The 15,968-nt window shown below is 66.4% G+C and carries 16 protein-coding genes; 8 read left to right on the forward strand and 8 right to left on the reverse strand.

The features are described from left to right. Window positions 1-28 precede the first annotated feature (28 nt). From O4N75_RS11120 to O4N75_RS11130, 3 genes are read right to left on the reverse strand one after another with little or no spacing between them, the layout of a single operon-like run. A complete protein-coding gene (locus tag O4N75_RS11120; protein ID WP_269625625.1) occupies window positions 29-985 on the reverse strand; it encodes an NAD regulator in 957 nt (318 codons plus the stop codon). After that, entirely contained in the window at window positions 985-1,497 is a 513-nt protein-coding gene (locus tag O4N75_RS11125) for a hypothetical protein (RefSeq protein ID WP_269625626.1), read from the reverse strand. Before O4N75_RS11125 ends, O4N75_RS11120 begins: the two co-directional genes overlap by 1 nt. 4 nt (window positions 1,498-1,501) lie before the next feature. Further along, a complete protein-coding gene (locus O4N75_RS11130; protein ID WP_269629360.1) occupies window positions 1,502-2,101 on the reverse strand; it encodes an HD family hydrolase in 600 nt (199 codons plus the stop codon). 169 nt (window positions 2,102-2,270) lie between these two features. Here O4N75_RS11130 and O4N75_RS11135 point away from each other — a divergent pair, with 169 nt between their 5' ends. Beyond that, window positions 2,271-3,083, forward strand: coding sequence for a universal stress protein (locus O4N75_RS11135; protein WP_269625627.1), 813 nt, complete (start codon window positions 2,271-2,273; stop codon window positions 3,081-3,083). A gap of 17 nt (window positions 3,084-3,100) precedes the next feature. Then, window positions 3,101-3,475: a hypothetical protein gene (locus O4N75_RS11140; RefSeq protein WP_269625628.1), complete on the forward strand. Its 375-nt coding sequence runs from the start codon at window positions 3,101-3,103 to the stop codon at window positions 3,473-3,475. Here O4N75_RS11140 and O4N75_RS11145 read toward each other — a convergent pair. The 5 genes from O4N75_RS11145 to O4N75_RS11165 form a co-directional block, all read right to left on the reverse strand. Next, window positions 3,472-4,257 carry a hypothetical protein gene (locus tag O4N75_RS11145; protein ID WP_269625629.1) on the reverse strand — a complete coding sequence of 262 codons (786 nt, stop codon included), beginning with the start codon at window positions 4,255-4,257 and terminating at the stop codon, window positions 3,472-3,474. The genes O4N75_RS11140 and O4N75_RS11145 overlap by 4 nt on opposite strands. 75 nt (window positions 4,258-4,332) lie before the next feature. Continuing rightward, window positions 4,333-5,205: a MoxR family ATPase gene (locus tag O4N75_RS11150; protein ID WP_183769737.1), complete on the reverse strand. Its 873-nt coding sequence runs from the start codon at window positions 5,203-5,205 to the stop codon at window positions 4,333-4,335. A 143-nt stretch (window positions 5,206-5,348) separates the two neighbouring features. Continuing rightward, on the reverse strand, window positions 5,349-5,885 hold the full coding sequence (locus O4N75_RS11155; protein ID WP_269625630.1) for a hypothetical protein: 537 nt from the start codon (window positions 5,883-5,885) through the stop codon (window positions 5,349-5,351). Window positions 5,886-5,933: 48 nt separating this feature from the next. Continuing rightward, a complete protein-coding gene (locus O4N75_RS11160) occupies window positions 5,934-7,682 on the reverse strand; it encodes a tetratricopeptide repeat protein (RefSeq protein ID WP_269625631.1) in 1,749 nt (582 codons plus the stop codon). Between the two features lie 2 nt (window positions 7,683-7,684). Further along, window positions 7,685-9,475: a tetratricopeptide repeat protein gene (locus O4N75_RS11165; RefSeq protein ID WP_269625632.1), complete on the reverse strand. Its 1,791-nt coding sequence runs from the start codon at window positions 9,473-9,475 to the stop codon at window positions 7,685-7,687. A 178-nt stretch (window positions 9,476-9,653) separates the two neighbouring features. Between O4N75_RS11165 and flbT the strand changes: the two genes are divergently transcribed. From flbT to O4N75_RS11195, 6 genes are all read left to right on the forward strand, one after another. Continuing rightward, window positions 9,654-10,079 carry a flagellar biosynthesis repressor FlbT gene (flbT, locus tag O4N75_RS11170; protein ID WP_269625633.1) on the forward strand — a complete coding sequence of 142 codons (426 nt, stop codon included), beginning with the start codon at window positions 9,654-9,656 and terminating at the stop codon, window positions 10,077-10,079. Then, on the forward strand, window positions 10,039-10,410 hold the full coding sequence (gene flaF / locus O4N75_RS11175) for a flagellar biosynthesis regulator FlaF (RefSeq protein ID WP_267232482.1): 372 nt from the start codon (window positions 10,039-10,041) through the stop codon (window positions 10,408-10,410). The genes flbT and flaF overlap by 41 nt, the downstream gene beginning before the upstream one ends. A gap of 320 nt (window positions 10,411-10,730) precedes the next feature. Then, the gene (locus tag O4N75_RS11180) at window positions 10,731-11,558 is read left to right on the forward strand and encodes a flagellin (protein ID WP_348649493.1); all 828 of its coding nucleotides are present in this window, start codon (window positions 10,731-10,733) and stop codon (window positions 11,556-11,558) included. A gap of 116 nt (window positions 11,559-11,674) precedes the next feature. After that, complete coding sequence (locus O4N75_RS11185; RefSeq protein WP_269625635.1) at window positions 11,675-11,950, forward strand: hypothetical protein; 276 nt, start codon at window positions 11,675-11,677, stop codon at window positions 11,948-11,950. A gap of 193 nt (window positions 11,951-12,143) precedes the next feature. Then, complete coding sequence (locus O4N75_RS11190; protein ID WP_269625636.1) at window positions 12,144-12,977, forward strand: flagellin; 834 nt, start codon at window positions 12,144-12,146, stop codon at window positions 12,975-12,977. Window positions 12,978-13,121: 144 nt separating this feature from the next. Further along, window positions 13,122-15,935: a hypothetical protein gene (locus tag O4N75_RS11195; protein ID WP_269625637.1), complete on the forward strand. Its 2,814-nt coding sequence runs from the start codon at window positions 13,122-13,124 to the stop codon at window positions 15,933-15,935. The last annotated feature ends 33 nt before the right edge of the window (window positions 15,936-15,968 follow it).

The following is a 15,968-nucleotide window of genomic DNA, read 5'->3' on the forward strand; positions in this document are numbered from 1 at the left end:
CGCGTCCCGGCGATTGGGCCGGCAAAGGTCAGTCGCGCAGCAGCGGCAGGGCCAGGCCCGAGACCGGCCGCGCGCTCAGCGCCTCGCGGCGGAAGCGGAACAGTTCGGCCGGGCGGCCGCCGGTCTCCGAATCCACCCGGCCCAGGCCCTCGACCAGCTCGGCCCGCTCCAGGGCGCGGCGGAAGTTCTGCTTGTGCAGCGGCACGCCGGCGATCGCCTCCACCGCCCGCTGCAGGGCCGAGAGCGTGAAGGCCTCCGGCATCAGCTCGAACACCACCGGGCGGTACTTCAGCTTGCCGCGCAGCCGCGAAAGAGCGGTGGCCAGGATCCGGCGGTGGTCCGAGGCCATCGGCTCGCCCAGGGCCGCGGCCAGGGCCTCCGACGGCGCGCCCGGCGCCTCGGCGCGGTCGCGGGCCGCTTCGGGGGCGAGGCCCGCCTCATATAGCAGCTCGTAGCGCTCCAGCACCCGCTCCTCGTTCCAGGGCGCGCCGTCCAGCGCGAACAGCAGCCGGGCGCGGGCCAGCTTCTCCAGCCGCCCGCCGGCCCAGCGGCGCAGCGCCGGCTCGAGCACGTCAAGGGCTTCGGGGCGGCCCTCGCGCCAGTCCTCGTAGGGGAAGAACCGCGCCCAGTCGGCCCAGGCGGTGTCGGGGGCGGTGGTGTCGACCGGGGTCGGGGTCAGGCCCAGATAGCCGACCGAGATCACCCGCTCGGGGCCCGAGCCTTGCCCCATGTCGGCCAGCGGCGCGTCGCGGCCGCGGTCGCCGAAGGTGTAGAGCTGCTCGACATAGCCGAGGTCGAAGCGGGTCTGGGCGGTCACGAAGGCGCGCAGGGCCAGCTCGAAGGTGCGGTGGGCGTCGGGATCGAACGGGCCGAAGGGCAGGCCGGCCAGCTGGCCTTCTCGGCGCACGGTCAGGACCACGGCGTCGCCGTCGCGCACGGCGACGACCACGGCCGACAGTCCGATGACGACGGCGGCGGGCTCCATCAGTGGGCGGCCGAGAAGTCGAAGGGCACGCCGTAGCCGCTGTATTCGTAGTCGCCCATCGCCTCGACCGCGTCGACCATGCGCCCGCGGCGGCCAAGGATGTCGTCGGCCAGCGCGATGATCTTGCGGTTGGGATAGGCGTGCTTGGCGGCGCGGCGCATGCGCATGGCGATCAGGTGCTCGTCGGCTTGCGGATTGCGATCGCAGGCCAGGATGAAGGCGCTGGCGCTGGAGCGGCTGATCCCGGCCCAGCAGTGGACGATCATCGGGGTGCGGGCGTCCCAGGCGCGGCCGAAGGCCAGCAGCCGGTGGACCAGGTCGGCGCTGGGCAGGATCAGGCCCTCGGTCGGCTCGGCGATGTCGTTGACCGACAGGCGCAGGTGGTGGTCCGGCGGCAGGCCGGCCGGGGTCTCGATCATGCTGGCGGCGTCCAGCAGGGTGATCATGTGCGAGGGGGCGCGGGCCGCGATGATCGCGGGCACCTCGGCCAGTCCGCAGACAATCAGGGTCATTGCGCTACTCGGTGTCGAAGGCGGCGTCGGCCGAGGCGGTGGCGAATCCCGCCGCCTCGGACAGCACATTGTAACGCTGAATGTAACGGCTTTGCGCCTGGGCCGGGGGCAGGGGGTCGATGGTCAGTTCGTAGCCGGCCGGCGGGGCGCCGAAGAACTCCAGCGCCTCCTTGTGGCTGAAGCCGGCCAGCTGCGTGGCCTCGAAGAAGGCGCAGGCGCGGTCGGCCTGCTTGATCAGCTTCTTGATCGCGACCGGGGCCTTGGCGGGAATGCCGAAGCGGACGTGGATCGCGGTCTCCAGCCGCTCCTCGAATTTCTTATAATCCACGCCCAGCGCCGCCTTGAACGGGCTGATCATGTCCCCGATCACATACTCCGAGGCGTCGTGCAGCAAAGCCGCCAGCCGCCAGCGCGGATCGAGGTCGGGCTGGATGTGCGCGCAGATCTCTTCGACCACCACCGAGTGCTGGGCGACCGAGAAGGCGTGCTCGCCGGTGGTCTGGCCGTTCCAGCGCGCGACCCGGGCCAGGCCGTGGGCGATGTCCTCGATCTCGATGTCCATCGGCGAGGGGTCCAGCAGATCGAGTCTGCGCCCCGAAAGCATCCGCTGCCAGGCGCGCGGTTCCTTGCGCGATGTACGCAGCCCTTTGCTCACCGATGCGTTCCTTCCATAGTCAAGGTCGTGAACTGACCCAGGACTTGCCAAAGATCAATGCGCGGCGTGCGATTGAGGCTCCAGATGGCGGGCAGGCCGGGTCGAGAAAGGAACTGCGATGAGCTGGGCTAGGATCATGGCGCCCTTGTCAGGTGGAGAAGGCGACAAGGCCGTGATAGCCGCCGCGGCCAAACTCGCCGAGCCGTTCGGCGCCGAGCTGGCGGGCGTCTACACCCCTGCCGACGTCGCCGACGTGATGCCGTGGATGGGTGAAGGATTCCTGGGCGGGGTGCAGACCACCGCCCTGGAGTCGCTGAAGGAAGCCGCCGTCGCCGGCGAGAGGAACGCCCGCGCCGCCATGGCCGCGACGCCCTACGCCAAGGCGCAGTTCACCGCCTTGCAGACCCCGGTATGGGCCGGTCTGTCGGCCGAGAGCCGGTTGTCTGACGTGGTCGTCTTCAACAACGATTCCGCGCGTGGTCGCGGCCCGCTGGCCGAGGCCTTCCAACAGATGGTGGCCGACGAGCAACGGCCGGTGCTGGTGGCCCGCGACGGCTTCGCCGTGGGCGGCCCGATCGCAGTCGCCTGGGACGGGGGCAAGGAGGCCTCGCGCGCCGCCCGGCTGGCGATGCCGCTGCTGGAAAAATCCAAGCATGTCGTGATCCTGGCCGCGCCGAAGGCGACCTCGCGCAGCTTCGATCCGCACCGGTTGCAGGCCTATTACGCCGCTCGCGGCGTGAAGGCCGATGTCGACGTCCTGCCCGACAGCGGCGACGCCGCGCCGTTGCTGCTCTATGCAGCCAGCAAGGTCGGGGCGGGCATCCTGGTCGCCGGCGCGTTCGGTCATCCGCGGCTGCAGGAGTTCATCTTCGGCGGCACCACCCGCACTCTGCTGTCGGCCGAGCAGCCGTCACTCTTCCTTTCCCACTAGAGCTTGAGGTTCAGGACATGACTTTGTCGCGCATCGTGATGCGGCTCGCCCGCAATCCCGGCACTGAATTCGCCGGCGGCGACGATCACCGTGGCTACGCCCTGACCGCCCCGCTGACGCCGGACGGCTTGCTCGACGCCGACGCCTACACCAAGGCGCGGTCGGAGTGCGTGGTGCGGCGCTTCGCCCCCGACGAGGACGCCGCCGACGGCCGTCTGGCGCGTCGCGGCGCCCGCTGGTTCTTCGACTATGACGACGAAGACGCCTCCGACGACGAGCCTGTGCACCGCTTGGGCGAGCATCGCTTCGCGGTCGGCGAATACGTCACCGTCACCGACGAGGACGGGCGGCCGCTAACCTACAAGGTCGTCGAGGTTCAGGCGGCCGACTAGACGCCGCCGTTGCGGCGAACCAGTTCCTGGACGTCGTGGTAGATTTTGTCGCCGGACTCTGTGTCGAGCTTGGAGCGGACCTTGGCCACGGTCAGCGGGCCGTTCTTCGGCCCGCCCGCCTCAAAGCCGACATAGCGATAGCCGGCCGGCAGATCCTTGCCCGTATAGATGAAGGTGGCTCGCAGGCCGCGCTTCTCGCGCGACAGCGCTTCGCCCCGCATTCTGACGTCCCGGTAGATGTTCACGGTGGTGTCTTCGCCGTCGGCGTCGACATGCAGCGGTCCGATGCGGACATTGGCGCTGTCGCCTTCCTCGGACACGTGGATGCCCGGCAGGTCGATGCGATTGCTGCCCGCGTCGTCGAGTCGGGCCGCGGGGAGGGCGACGCCGGCGTCGGCGGCGGCCTCGGCGTGGACGCGGGCGACCTCGGCGGCCATGGCCCCGACGTTCGCCTTCGCCGCGGCGACCTCGGCGATCTTGGCGCCGGTCTCGGCCTGAGCCGCTTCAGCTTCCGGAGTCATTGGGCCGGGCGTACTGCGCAGGTCGGCCTCGATCTTGGCCAAGGTCTGCTGTGGGGTGCCGACGACGGGTGTCAGCTCAAGGTTGACCTCGGCGCCGTCTGACGAACGGTAGGCGCACGACTTGCCGTCCTCGGCGATGCTGATCCGGGTCAATTCGCCTTCTGTGGCGGGGCAGTCGAGCTTGGCGACGGCGCGCGGCGCCTCTCCGGTGCAGCCCGCCAGGGCGAGCGCCGATCCGACGAGTAGAAGTGCAGCCTTCATACGAAAAACGCTCCGGTCATGTCATGGCGACGGTGACCGGAGCGCTTTGAAACGTCGAGTGAATTCGCCGTAAGCCTATTGCTGGCCCGGGCGGCTCCCGGCGCCTTCGCGGCGGGCGAGGAAGGCGAGGCGTTCGAACAGGTGGACGTCCTGCTCGTTCTTCAGCAGCGCGCCATGCAGGGGCGGGATCAGCTTGGTCGGATCCTTTTCCTTCAGCGCGTTCTCGTCGATGTCCTCGACCATCAGCAGCTTCAGCCAGTCGAGCAGCTCCGAGGTCGACGGCTTCTTCTTCAGGCCCGGCACCTTGCGCATGTCGTAGAAAATGCGCAGCGCCTCGGCGACGAGCTTCTGCTTGATGCCCGGATAGTGCACCTCGACGATCTCGTTCATCGTGTCGGCGTCGGGGAAGCGGATGTAGTGGAAGAAGCAGCGGCGCAGGAAGGCGTCCGGCAGTTCCTTTTCATTGTTTGAGGTGATGATCACGATCGGGCGGACCACCGCCTTGATCGTCTCGTTGGTCTCGTAGACGTAGAATTCCATCCGATCGAGCTCCTGCAGGAGGTCGTTGGGGAATTCGATGTCGGCCTTGTCGATCTCATCGATCAACAGGATCGGGCGCTTGTCGGAGGTGAACGCCTCCCAGAGCTTGCCCTTCTTGATGTAGTTGCGGACGTCCTTGACGCGCTCGTCGCCGAGCTGGCTGTCGCGCAGGCGGCTGACCGCGTCGTATTCGTAGAGGCCCTGCTGAGCCTTGGTGGTCGACTTGATGTGCCAAGTGATCAGCTCGGCGTCGAGCGCCTTGGCGATCTCGTATGCGAGCACGGTCTTACCGGTGCCCGGTTCGCCCTTGATCAGCAGGGGCCGTTCCAGCGCAACAGCGGCGTTGACGGCGACCTTCAGGTCCTCGGTGGCGACGTAATTGTCGGTGCCTTCAAAACGCTGGCTCATTCGCGCTCCTTGCGACGGGCGAGTATGGCGCCCGCTTTCGAACAAATGTTTCAACCTGGGGCCAAACTAAAGACCCAAGCGGGACATTCAAGCTGATTGAGCGGTGTTCCGCGGCCTTTATCGCAAAAGGTCGCGGGGTTTCCCTAGCGTCGGGGGAGGGTGACCGAGACCGGATCGGATGCGGGAAAGGTGTCCTCAAGGCCAATCTCCAGCGCCCGTTCGGCGCGCGCATCGAGCTTGTCGGCGGCCGCATAGCCCATGCGCCGCAGATCCTCGTCGCTGAGCGCCTTGGACTGGAAGTTGGTGAAATCGTCCTCGCCGCCGGCGACCAGGTCGGCGTCGGCGACCTCGTCCAGGCCGTCGATCGAATCGGGCTCGACCTGATCGTCGTCAAACTCCTCGTCGTCGTCGAAATCGTCGGCCGAGGCGCGATAGTTGAGCTCGTCGTCCTCTTCCAGGGCGTCGACGTCGAACTCCTCCTCGTCGAAATCGGCCGCATCCATTGACCGGCCCTCATCTGCGTCGCGATCGCCATAGGCGCGGGTCGCGTCGAACAGGTCAGGCATTTCCTCGAAGGTCCGCATCTCGCCGACCTGCTCACGGTCATCGAGGTTGGCTTCGTCAAACGTCTCGGCGTTGTCCTGGTCGTCGTAGCCGTCGTCTTCCCGCAGGCCCGGCATGATCGCTCTCCTGGCTTCGAGCGTCCGCGACGGACGCGCGTCGCCGGATCAACCCGTCGCGACGGCTCGCGTTCCCGCTTCGACGGCCTGAGCGAGGTCGGACGCGATCTGGCCCATGACTGAGGCCCAATCGCCAGGCGTGTCCGGCGAGTAGGCGCGCACCTGACTGTACCAGGGGTAGCGATCCGTCCCGAGACGGGTCCAGGCCGATTCGACCGCGATCAGCCAGGCCGGCGCCCCGCTCGCTGCTGCGATGTTGAAGCTGGCGTTGGAGAAGCCGATCACGAGGTCGAGCGCGGCGGACAGGGCGGCGACATCGTCCAGGTCGTTGCGCAGGTCGATCCCGACCGGTTGGTGGATTTCAACTCCGAACGCTTCGCGGGCGTGGGCGATGGCCCCGGACTGATCACCGTACTGGAGGTTGACGAACGTTATCCCGGGCGTCTGCAGGACCTCTCGCCAGTCGTCAAACGGGGCGAAGTAGAGGTGACGACTGGAGTCGATGACCAGGCTGGTCCACAGCACCCCGACCTTGATGCCGGGGAGGGCAGAGAGCGCTTCGCGCCAGTGTTGCACCCGAGCTGGATCGGGCTTCAGGTAGCCTGCCGGTCGGTTCGGAAATTGGCCGAGGGTGGCGCGGTGCGTCTTCAACATCGCCCCGAGCGGCGCCCAGAGGTCGATGCCGCCCCAATCCTTGATGAACTGCGCGCCGCGGAAGGCGCGGCCGTCGCTCTTCAAGGTGGCGTGCGGCCCGAAGCGGACGGTAGGATAGCTGCGCTGGAACAGCGGAAGCAGCCGGTCGGTGACGGCGACCGTCAGGCGGCCTTCCGGCCCTAGTTCGGCAAGCACGTCATCGATGACGTTGGCGAAGAGGATCTCGTCGCCGAGGCCCTGCTCTCCGAACAGCATCAGGTGACGCCCGGCAAGATCAATTCCCGGCGTCCAGCGCGGCCGGTCGACGACGAAGTGAATCGGCTCGGCGTAGGTCGGCTCGAGCCGAGCGTCATAGCAGTTCCAGCCCTCGGTCAGTTCACTGCGGGCGAGCAGCATGGTCGAGAGCGCGAACCGCATCATCGAGCTGTCCTGCGGGACGTCGGACAGTTCGATCGCACGCCGGCAATGGGCGATGGCCTCGTCGTGCCGGCGCTGCGTGAAGAGGATGTTGGCGAGGTTGTAGTGCGCCTTGGCGTAGTCGGGCTCGAGCCGCAGGGCCTCGCTGTAGAATATCTCGGCCTGGTCGATGTCGCCCTGGTCGCCGACGATGGTGCCCAGGGTCAGCCACAGCATGGCCGACTCGGGTTCGGCGGTCAGCGCCACACGCAGGACGTCGATGGCCTCGTCGAAGCGCATCTGACGTCGCAGCAGGGCCCCCAGATTGTTCGACGGCTCGCGCGCGCCGACTTTGTAGCTCAGGCAATGGCGAAACAGCGCCTCGGCCTGGGGCAACATGTCCAGCTTGAAGGCGAGGCGGCCGAGGTCGTGGGCGATATCAGGGTCGGCCGGGGACAACGACAAGGCCCGCTCATAGGCGTCGAGCGCCGGGCCACGCTGGTTCAGCTTGTCGCGTCCGATGCCCAGGAGGTGCCATCCCAGCACCAGGGCCGGATCGTGGGTCAGCGCTTCCTCAGCGGCCGTGCAGGCTTCGACGAAGCGGTCGGCGTTGGCGTGCTCCAGCGCGACCTGCAGGGACTTCAGAGCCTCCCGTGTCGCGGTCGCCTTGGCGATCTCGGCGCTCAGGCGCGCGAGCTTTTCCGGGGCGGCGGCGTCGCCGACGGGACCTTCATCGAACGTCGCCACGGTCAGGCCCCTGCCGCTGCGGTCGCGGGCGTGGCTTGGATTTCGGCGGCGAGCGCCTGGGCGACCGCGGCCATGAGCGGAGGCCAGTCGCCGGACGTTTCCGGCCAAAAGGCGCGCACCTGACTGTACCAGGGGTAACGATCTGTCCCCAGGCGCGCCCAGGTGTCGGGCGACGTCAGCAGCCAGCACGGCGCGCCGCAGGCCGCTGCGATGTTGAAGGTTGCGTTGGAGAAGCCGATCGTGAGGTCCAGCGCGCAGGCCAGGGCCGCGACGTCGTCGAGGTCGTTCTTGAGATCGATTCCCGGCGGCTGATGAATCTCGACGCCGAACTCGTCGCGAGCCCGCGCAATCGCCGCGCTGCAGTCGCCGTACTGGAGATTGATAAAGGTCGCGCCCGGGGTCTTCAGGATCGGGGCCCACTCTTCGAACGGCGCGAAGTAGCGGTAGCGGGCCGTGTCGATCAGCATTGACGTCCAAAGCAAGCCGATGCGGGGACCTGGCAGGTCCGCAAACACGGCGCGCCAATGTCTCACACGGTCGGGGTCGGCCTTCATGAAGCCGCCCGGGCGCTCCGGAAAAGCCTCGGCGCTGCGGCGCAGTTGACGGGTCGCTTCGCCCATCGGCGCCCAGAAGTCGATGTCCGCCCAGTCCTCGATGAACGGCACGGTCCGCACATGGCGCCCGCCGCTGCTGATGGAACGGTGCGTCCCGAGCTGCGCGGTGGGGTACGCGCGTTTGAACAGCGGGAGCAGGCGATCGGTGACCGCAAGGGATAGCCGCCCACCGGGGCCGAGCGCCTCCAGCACGTCGTCGATCGGGTTGGCGAAAAGGATCTCGTCGCCCAGGCCCTGCTCGCCGATCAGCAGCAAGTGGCGTCCTGAGATATCGGCGCCGGGCTCCCACTTCGGGCGGGTCGTCAGATAGTGCACCGGATCGCAGTAGGTGGGCTCGAGACGGGCGGTGTACTCGTCCCAGCCTTCGCCCAGATCGCCCTCCGCCAGCAGCATGGCCGCGAGGGAGAAACGCATGGTGGTCAAGTCCTCGGGCGTCTTGCACTCGGCGATGGCCTGCCGGCACTGGGCGATCGCCTCGCTGCGCTGGCCCAGGGTGAAGAGCGTGTTGGAAAGGTTGTAGCGTGCCTTGGCTTCCTTGGGGTTCAGCCTGAGGGCCTCAGCATAGAAAACCGAAGCCTGTTGAGTCTCGCCCTGGTCTTCCAGCACCGTGCCGAGGGTGTTCCAGAGCATGACCTTCTCGGGGTGCGCCTGGATCGCGGGCTTCAGCACTTCGACCGCCTCGTCGTAGCGTAACTGATCGCGCAGGACCCCGGCGAGATTGTTGGTGCTCTCGGGGGCGAAGGGGCGGAAGGAGAGGTAGTGCCGGAACAGCGCCTCGGCCTGGGGCAGCATGCCCATCTTTGAGGCGAGCCGTCCGAGGTCGTTGGCGATCGGCGGATTGGCCGGATCGATGGACAAGCCCCGCTCGTAGGCTTCGAGCGCGCCCGGCCAATCATTCAGGTGCTCGCGGGCGATGGCCAGCAGGTGCCATGCGTGGATGAGGTTTGCATCGCGCTCGACGGCTTTCTGGGCCGCCGTTCGCGCACTGGCGTAGTCCCTGGCTGAGATGAGGGCGAGGGCACGCTTGAGGTGGGGCAGGGCGGCTTGAGTCGCCTTCAGGCCGCCCAGTTCACTGCGTAGCCTTCCGACAGCCTCCTTCGAGGCCGAGTCGCCTGCGGGGCCGCCATAGCCCTTGACGAGGCGACGCTGGGCGCCTTTCGAATCCGAAGTTCCACTCATTGCATCGCCCCCGGATTCTGCATGGGGCGATCTTCAAAAATCATGCTTAACGGTCCGCTAACACTTGGGGTTCGAACCTCGCCGCAAGGAGCGGTTAACCCCTCGCATCTAGCCTAGCCTGAACGAACTGCTGGACGCAGACGGACTTGGGCGACGCGCCTCTATTGGAGACTGAGGAATGCCGCTGAAGCTGTCCCTGAAACCCGGAGAGAAGTTCGTTCTCAACGGGGCGGTGGTGCAGAACGGCGATCGCCGTACGACGTTGGTTCTGCAGAACAAGGCGTCGGTCCTTCGGGAGAAGGACATCATGCAGCCCGAGGACGCCGCCACGCCGGCCCGTCGCATCTACTTCCCGATGATGATGATGTACCTCGATGACGGGGGGGCCACGCGTTACTACGACGAGTTCGCCCAGCGCCTGACCGAGTTCATGGGCGTCATCCGCAATCCGGAAGTGCTGGCGGAATGCGTCGCCATTTCAAAGCACGCCATGGCGCGCGAGTACTACAAGGCGCTCATGCTGTGCCGGAAGTTGATCGAGTACGAAGACGAGAGGTTGGGGAATGTCGCTTCGAGCTTACCAGCAGGCGGCGAGCCGGGCTGAGGCCCCTAAGGACGCCGAGTACCGGCTGTTTGGCCAGGTGACGCGGGCGCTGATCGTGGCGTCCGAGGCTCCGGTCACGGATTTCGCGGTGCGGATTGACGCGATCGACTGGAACAGGCGGCTGTGGTCGACGCTGGCGCGGGACTGTTCGGAGCCGGACAACAAGCTGCCGGCGCAGATTCGGGCGGGAATTATTTCGCTCAGCCTGTTCGTCGGGCGTCACTCCAGTGAGGTGATGCGCGGCGAGGACAACTTCGACACCCTGATCGAGATCAACAAGATGATGATGCAGGCTCTGTCCCAGCGTGCGGATGCGCCTGCCGCCGCCTAGATCGGCCCTGGTTAACATCGCTCTCGATTCAAGCGCCGGCCCATGTGGCCGGCGCTTTGCGTTTCAGGCGCGATTCACGGGTAAGCTATATTTGCCGATGGGCAATATTTGCCGCCCAAGCTGGGCAAATATTGCCCACCCGCTGCAGCTTTCGATCCTTGTGGCGTGGTTTACCCTGGGTAAATGCGTAATTACCAATTTAATCAATAACTTGTGGGGGTGTCGATGTGGCCCCGCACTTGCTTCGTGTCGGTCGGGCAAAATGCCTCCGGCAGTCAAAACGACGCCGGTCTCCGAGAAAAGGAACCACGCGTATGGGCATGAATTCGGTTAATACCAACCAGGGCGCGATGATCGCCCTGCAGAACCTCAACAGCACCAACAAAGACCTCGGCGTCGTTCAGAACCGGATCAACACCGGTCAGAAGATCTCGTCGGCCAAGGACAACGGCGCCATCTGGGCCATCGCCCAGAACCAACGCGCCGAATCGGCTTCGCTCAACTCCGTCGTCTCGTCGCTGCAACGCGGCCAGTCGGTGGCTGACGTCGCCATGTCGGCCGGCACCGCCATCTCGGACATCCTCGTCCAGATGAAGGAAAAGGTCCTGGCGGCGACTGAAGCGGGCCTGTCGACCGCCTCCAAGTCGGCGCTCAGCGACGAGTACAAGGCGCTGCGCGACCAGATCGACACGATCGCCAACAACGCCACCTTCGACGGCGTCAACCTGATCTCGTCGACCTCGGTCAACAGCTCGAGCATCAAGGCGATCGCCAACGCCGACGCCACCGCGACCATCGACATCGCCCACGTCGTCCTGTCGAAGTCGAACGCCAAGATCGCCGCCACCCTCGCCACCCTGACCAGCGGCGTGACCTCGGCGGACGTGAAGGAAGTGGAAGACGCCATTCAGGACGTCTCCTCGGCCCTCTCGAAGCTCGGCACCGGCGCCAAGGCGCTCGACACCCACATGACCAACGTCATGAAGCTCCAGGACACCCTGGACGCCGGGGTCGGCAACCTGGTCGACGCCGACCTGGCGAAGGAAAGCGCGCGGCTGCAAGCGCTGCAGACCAAGCAACAGCTTGGCGTGCAGGCCCTCAGCATCGCCAACCAGTCGTCGAGCAGCCTGCTCGGACTGTTCCGATAAGACCAATGGGGCACGGCTTCGGCCGAGCTCTGCGTCAGCGGCGGGGAGGGAGACCTCTCCGTCGTCAGCGCGCAGATGGGGTCGTCGAGGGGCGCGAGTCTCCGGCGAATGGAACCATGGAGAGCAAGCTCTCAGTCGTGGCGGCGCTCCCGGAGATCGAGCCCGTCCAGATCGCCGCCAAGCCGGTCGTCGCGCCGACGCCTGCGCCGCCGCGGTCGGTGGAGCCGGACCTGCGGCTGGTGATCGAGGAGGGGCAGGCCGGAAGCTTCGTCTACAAGACCATCGATCGCCGCACGGGCGAGGTGGTGTTGCAGCTGCCGCGCGAAGAGGTGCTGCGCATGCGCGACGCCGAGGCCTATGTGGCCGGGGCGGTCATCGCTACCCAGGCCTGAGTCTCGTCGCGCCCGCCAGGCGGCCCTTGAGGCGCGCCCGTCCACAGGATGCAACCGCAGCCCGGGCAACGGGTGGGCGGCTACCGCCGTATCGTCGTTAATCTTTCGGAAACCATGCGCTTCCTAGCGTTAACCATAGTTTCGGCGTGCGAGTCGCGCGTCAATCATGGGTTCTCTGAAGGAGATTGGCGCCATGGCGATGAGCGTAAATACGAACAAGTCGGCGCTGATCGCGCTTCAGAATCTCAACAGCACCAACGAAAAGTTGGAGCAGGTTCAGAACAAGATCAACACCGGCCTGCGGGTCGCGAACGCCAAGGATAATGCGGCGGTCTACGCGATCGCGCAGAAGCAGCGGGCCGATTTCAGCTCGCTCGGCGCTGTGAAGATGAGCCTCGACCGCGCCACCTCGATCACCGACGTGGCGCTGAGCGCCGGGCAGCAGATCAGCGATATTCTCGTCCAGATGCGGGAAAAGGTCGTCGGCGCGGCTGAAGACTCCGCCTCGCCGTCGACCCGCAAGGCCTTCGACGACGAGTTCCAGACGCTGCTGCAGGCGATCAGCCAGTTCTCGGCGTCGGCGGAGTTCGACGGGGTGTCGGTTCTCAACGGCACGCTGACCGCCGACCTCAACTTCCTCGCGAACTCCGACGGCGACAGCTATATCGCGCTGACGCCACAGGACTTCACGATCTCCGGGTCGATCATCAACCTCGACGGCACCAGCCTGACGGGCACGACCACGGCGACGAAGTCGGTCCTGTCGTCGCTCGACCTGGCGATCGGGAAGGTCACTGCGGCGCTGGCCGAGATGGGCGCTCAGGCCAAGCAGATCGAGAAGCACGTCACCTTTGTCTCCAAGCTCCAGGACGTGCTGGAGACGGGGATCGGCAACCTGGTCGACGCCGACATCGCCAAGGAAAGCGCTCGGCTGCAAGCCCTGCAGGTGCAGCAACAACTGGGCGCTCAGGCGCTGTCGATCGCCAACTCGCAGCCGCAGGTGATCCTGCAGCTGTTCAAGGGCTGACGTCAGTCTGAGGGGAGAACACCCGGCCCCGGAGCCCGATGGCTCCGGGGCCTTTTATTTGCCCGGGCGCGGGCCGCCTTAACCCCTCGTCAGCCCTTGTGGCGCAATCTGCAGTTGGGAAACTGCGTTGAGTCGGTGGTCTAGGTGATCAGCCTCGATACCAATCTGCTGCTAGGCTACTATCAGGCCAGGAACGGCCTGAGCGCCGCCGTGGGCGGAACGTCGACCAATGTCGCTGCGTCGACGGCGAAAGCCCCGACGCCCCCCTGGAGCACCTTGTCCGCGGCCCCGAAGGCCGACGAGATGCTCAAGAGCGTCATGATGGGCCGCAAGTTCATCGACGAATACCAGACCCAGCTCGACGTCAAAGGCGCCAGCGAGGACTATCGGCAGCTCTTTGCGATCCACCAGGGGCTGTCCACGCTCGAAGCGTTGGCTCGCAAGGCTGACGACAAGGACACCACCGCGGCCGAGCTGAAGCGCATCCAGGCCTCGTTCACGCGCGGCATGGCCGAGGTGTCCGGCTATATCGACGACGCGAATTTCGAGAAGCTGCGGCTGACCTACGGCGATGTCGCCGACAAGGGCAAGACGGCGGTTGGCGTGCCGAAGACCGTGCCGAAGTACATGACCTCGACCCTGCACCAGGGAACGGCGACCGACGCGGTCGAGGCGTTCCAGGGCGACATGAAGTTCAGCGTCAAGATCCGGTTGCCGAACAAGGTCGAGAAGACCATCGACTTCGATCTCGCCGAGATGGGCTCGACGACCCGGTCGATGAACGAGGTGGTCAAGTATATCAACGCCAAGCTCAGCGGCGCAGGCTTCAGCACTCGCTTCGCGGTCGAGAAGATCGCCGGCGCGGAGAAGACCACCGAGGTCAACGGCCGAACGATCAAGCTGGGCAACGAACCCGATAAATTTGCACTGAAAATTCAGGGCGATACGACTGAAATCTTGACGTTTTCCGCGCCGGCGACGTCGCCGGCCGTCTACATCACCCAGACCGCCGGAGACCCGAAGCCGGCCAAGACCACGAAGGTCGAGGACGGGAAGGTGGTCACGGTCACGCCTGATCCGAAGCTGACCGAAGAACTGATCAAGTTCGAGACCGGCACGACCTCGGATGCCGTGCGCCGTCCTGGCGATGTGAACTGGGTCGAGGGGCGGGTCTTCAACGTGGCGCTGCCCGAGGGCGTGGAGAAGGTCCACAAAACCGTGACGGGGCCCGATGGGGCGCTCTACATGCTGGCCGACGTCAACGACACCGTTGATGGCCAGACGATCAAGGGCGCCGGCGACGTCGCGCTGATGAAGTTCGATTCGGCGGGCAAGCTCGTCTACACGCGCACGCTCGGGGCTTCGGCCGACGCCACGGGCCTCGGCCTTGCGGTGGGGCCGGATGGCCAGATCGCCGTGTCAGGGTCGGTGACAGGCGGGTTCGCCGCCAGCGGGGTTCCGATCGGTTCCGGCGCGCTGGAGACGGTCCCTAAGGTCCTGAAGGCCGATAACGGCGTGGACGAAACCAAACCTGACAGCTTCGTTGCGGTGTTCAGCGCTGCTGGCGATGAAGTGTGGTCGCAGCGGATGGGCGCGCGTGACGACGATGAGGCGACCAGCGTGGCCTTCGGCGCGGACGGTTCGCTCTATGTGCTCGGCCGCACCAAGGGCGCGATGCCGGGCCAGACGACCAGCGGCAACTGGGACAGCTATCTGCGGGCCTTCGACGCCGAAGGGCGCCTGAAGTCCACGACCCAGTTCGGGACGTCGGGTGAAGACAAGCCCGCCGGCCTGGTCGTCGACGGAACCAATGTCGTGGTCGCATCGATCGAGGGCGGCGAGGTCAAGCTGCGTCGCTACGACATGACCGATCCGAAGGCGCCGGCGCTCTCGGCCAACCGCAGCCTGGGCACCCTGGGCGGCGGCTCGATCGCCGGCGTCACCATGGACGGCGGCAACATCGTGATCGCCGGTTCGACCGGCGCCACGCTCGGCGTTGCCAACACCACCCGGGCGTCCTCGGGCAGCGTCGATGCGTTCGCCGCGCGTATCTCGGCGGACCTTTCGTCCAGCGCCGACGCCATCGCCTACTATGGCGGCAGCGGCGATGACCGGGCCACGGCGATGACCGTCGCCGATGGCAAGGTCTGGCTGACCGGCACCACCAAGACCGACCTCCCGGACATGACCAACCCGGTCGGCAAGGTCGACGGCTTTGCAGTCGGCCTGGATATCGGCGCCGGCGTGGTGGCCTGGTCGCAGCGTTTCACCGGCTCGGAGAAGATGACCGCGCCGAGCTCGATCGCGGTCGACGCCAGCGGCGCCAGCGCCCTGGATCGGCTGGGCCTGCCAAGCGGCAAGGTCGAGTATTCCGACTCCCAACTCGTCACCTCGGCGACGGCCGCAAGGCCGGGAGACACCTTCCAGATTCGGCGACGGATCGGCGGCCCGGCCGTTACCATCACCATCGACGCGAACGACACGCTCGAGACCCTCGCCAAGAAGATCCAGCGGGCGACCTCGTTCGGCGTGAAGGCCGAGGTCGTCTCGGACGGTGATGTCCGCAAGCTACAGATCCGCCCTCAGAACAGCCGGTCGAGCCTGGAGATCCTCGGCGGGAAGGGCGGCCTCGATGCGCTCGAGGCGCTGGGGCTGCACGAAGGCTTCGTGCGCAGCACCGTCATGCAGGACGAGAAGATGGTTCCCGGGGACGGGGGCTCGGCCATGTACGGACTGAAAATGGCCCGCGATCTGTCGCTGTCGACCAAGGACGACATCAAGGCGGCCATCGACAAGCTGACCATGGCCATGTCGGTGCTGCGCGGCGCCTATCGGGACCTGGAACAGGGCATGAAGCCCGCCAGCGAGACCAAGAAGGCGACGGGCGAAGTGCCGGCCTATCTCAAGAACCAGCTGGCGAACTACCAGGCGGGCCTGAACCGCCTGACCGGCGGCTGATCCAGACGCGCGCTTGAAACCGTCACACGCACG

Origin of the sequence: Phenylobacterium sp. NIBR 498073, assembly GCF_027286305.1 — a bacterium.
In the GTDB taxonomy this organism is placed as follows: Bacteria; Pseudomonadota; Alphaproteobacteria; order Caulobacterales; family Caulobacteraceae; genus Phenylobacterium.

Coding starts and splice junctions, on each gene's coding strand:
- O4N75_RS11120 (WP_269625625.1), bottom strand. CDS start 985: ATGGAGCCCGCCGCCGTCGTCATCGGACTGTCGGCCGTGGTCGTCGCC.
- O4N75_RS11125 (WP_269625626.1), bottom strand. CDS start 1,497: ATGACCCTGATTGTCTGCGGACTGGCCGAGGTGCCCGCGATCATCGCG.
- O4N75_RS11130 (WP_269629360.1), bottom strand. CDS start 2,101: ATGCTTTCGGGGCGCAGACTCGATCTGCTGGACCCCTCGCCGATGGAC.
- O4N75_RS11135 (WP_269625627.1), top strand. CDS start 2,271: ATGAGCTGGGCTAGGATCATGGCGCCCTTGTCAGGTGGAGAAGGCGAC.
- O4N75_RS11140 (WP_269625628.1), top strand. CDS start 3,101: ATGACTTTGTCGCGCATCGTGATGCGGCTCGCCCGCAATCCCGGCACT.
- O4N75_RS11145 (WP_269625629.1), bottom strand. CDS start 4,257: ATGAAGGCTGCACTTCTACTCGTCGGATCGGCGCTCGCCCTGGCGGGC.
- O4N75_RS11150 (WP_183769737.1), bottom strand. CDS start 5,205: ATGAGCCAGCGTTTTGAAGGCACCGACAATTACGTCGCCACCGAGGAC.
- O4N75_RS11155 (WP_269625630.1), bottom strand. CDS start 5,885: ATGCCGGGCCTGCGGGAAGACGACGGCTACGACGACCAGGACAACGCC.
- O4N75_RS11165 (WP_269625632.1), bottom strand. CDS start 9,475: ATGAGTGGAACTTCGGATTCGAAAGGCGCCCAGCGTCGCCTCGTCAAG.
- flbT (WP_269625633.1), top strand. CDS start 9,654: ATGCCGCTGAAGCTGTCCCTGAAACCCGGAGAGAAGTTCGTTCTCAAC.
- flaF (WP_267232482.1), top strand. CDS start 10,039: ATGTCGCTTCGAGCTTACCAGCAGGCGGCGAGCCGGGCTGAGGCCCCT.
- O4N75_RS11180 (WP_348649493.1), top strand. CDS start 10,731: ATGAATTCGGTTAATACCAACCAGGGCGCGATGATCGCCCTGCAGAAC.
- O4N75_RS11185 (WP_269625635.1), top strand. CDS start 11,675: ATGGAGAGCAAGCTCTCAGTCGTGGCGGCGCTCCCGGAGATCGAGCCC.
- O4N75_RS11190 (WP_269625636.1), top strand. CDS start 12,144: ATGGCGATGAGCGTAAATACGAACAAGTCGGCGCTGATCGCGCTTCAG.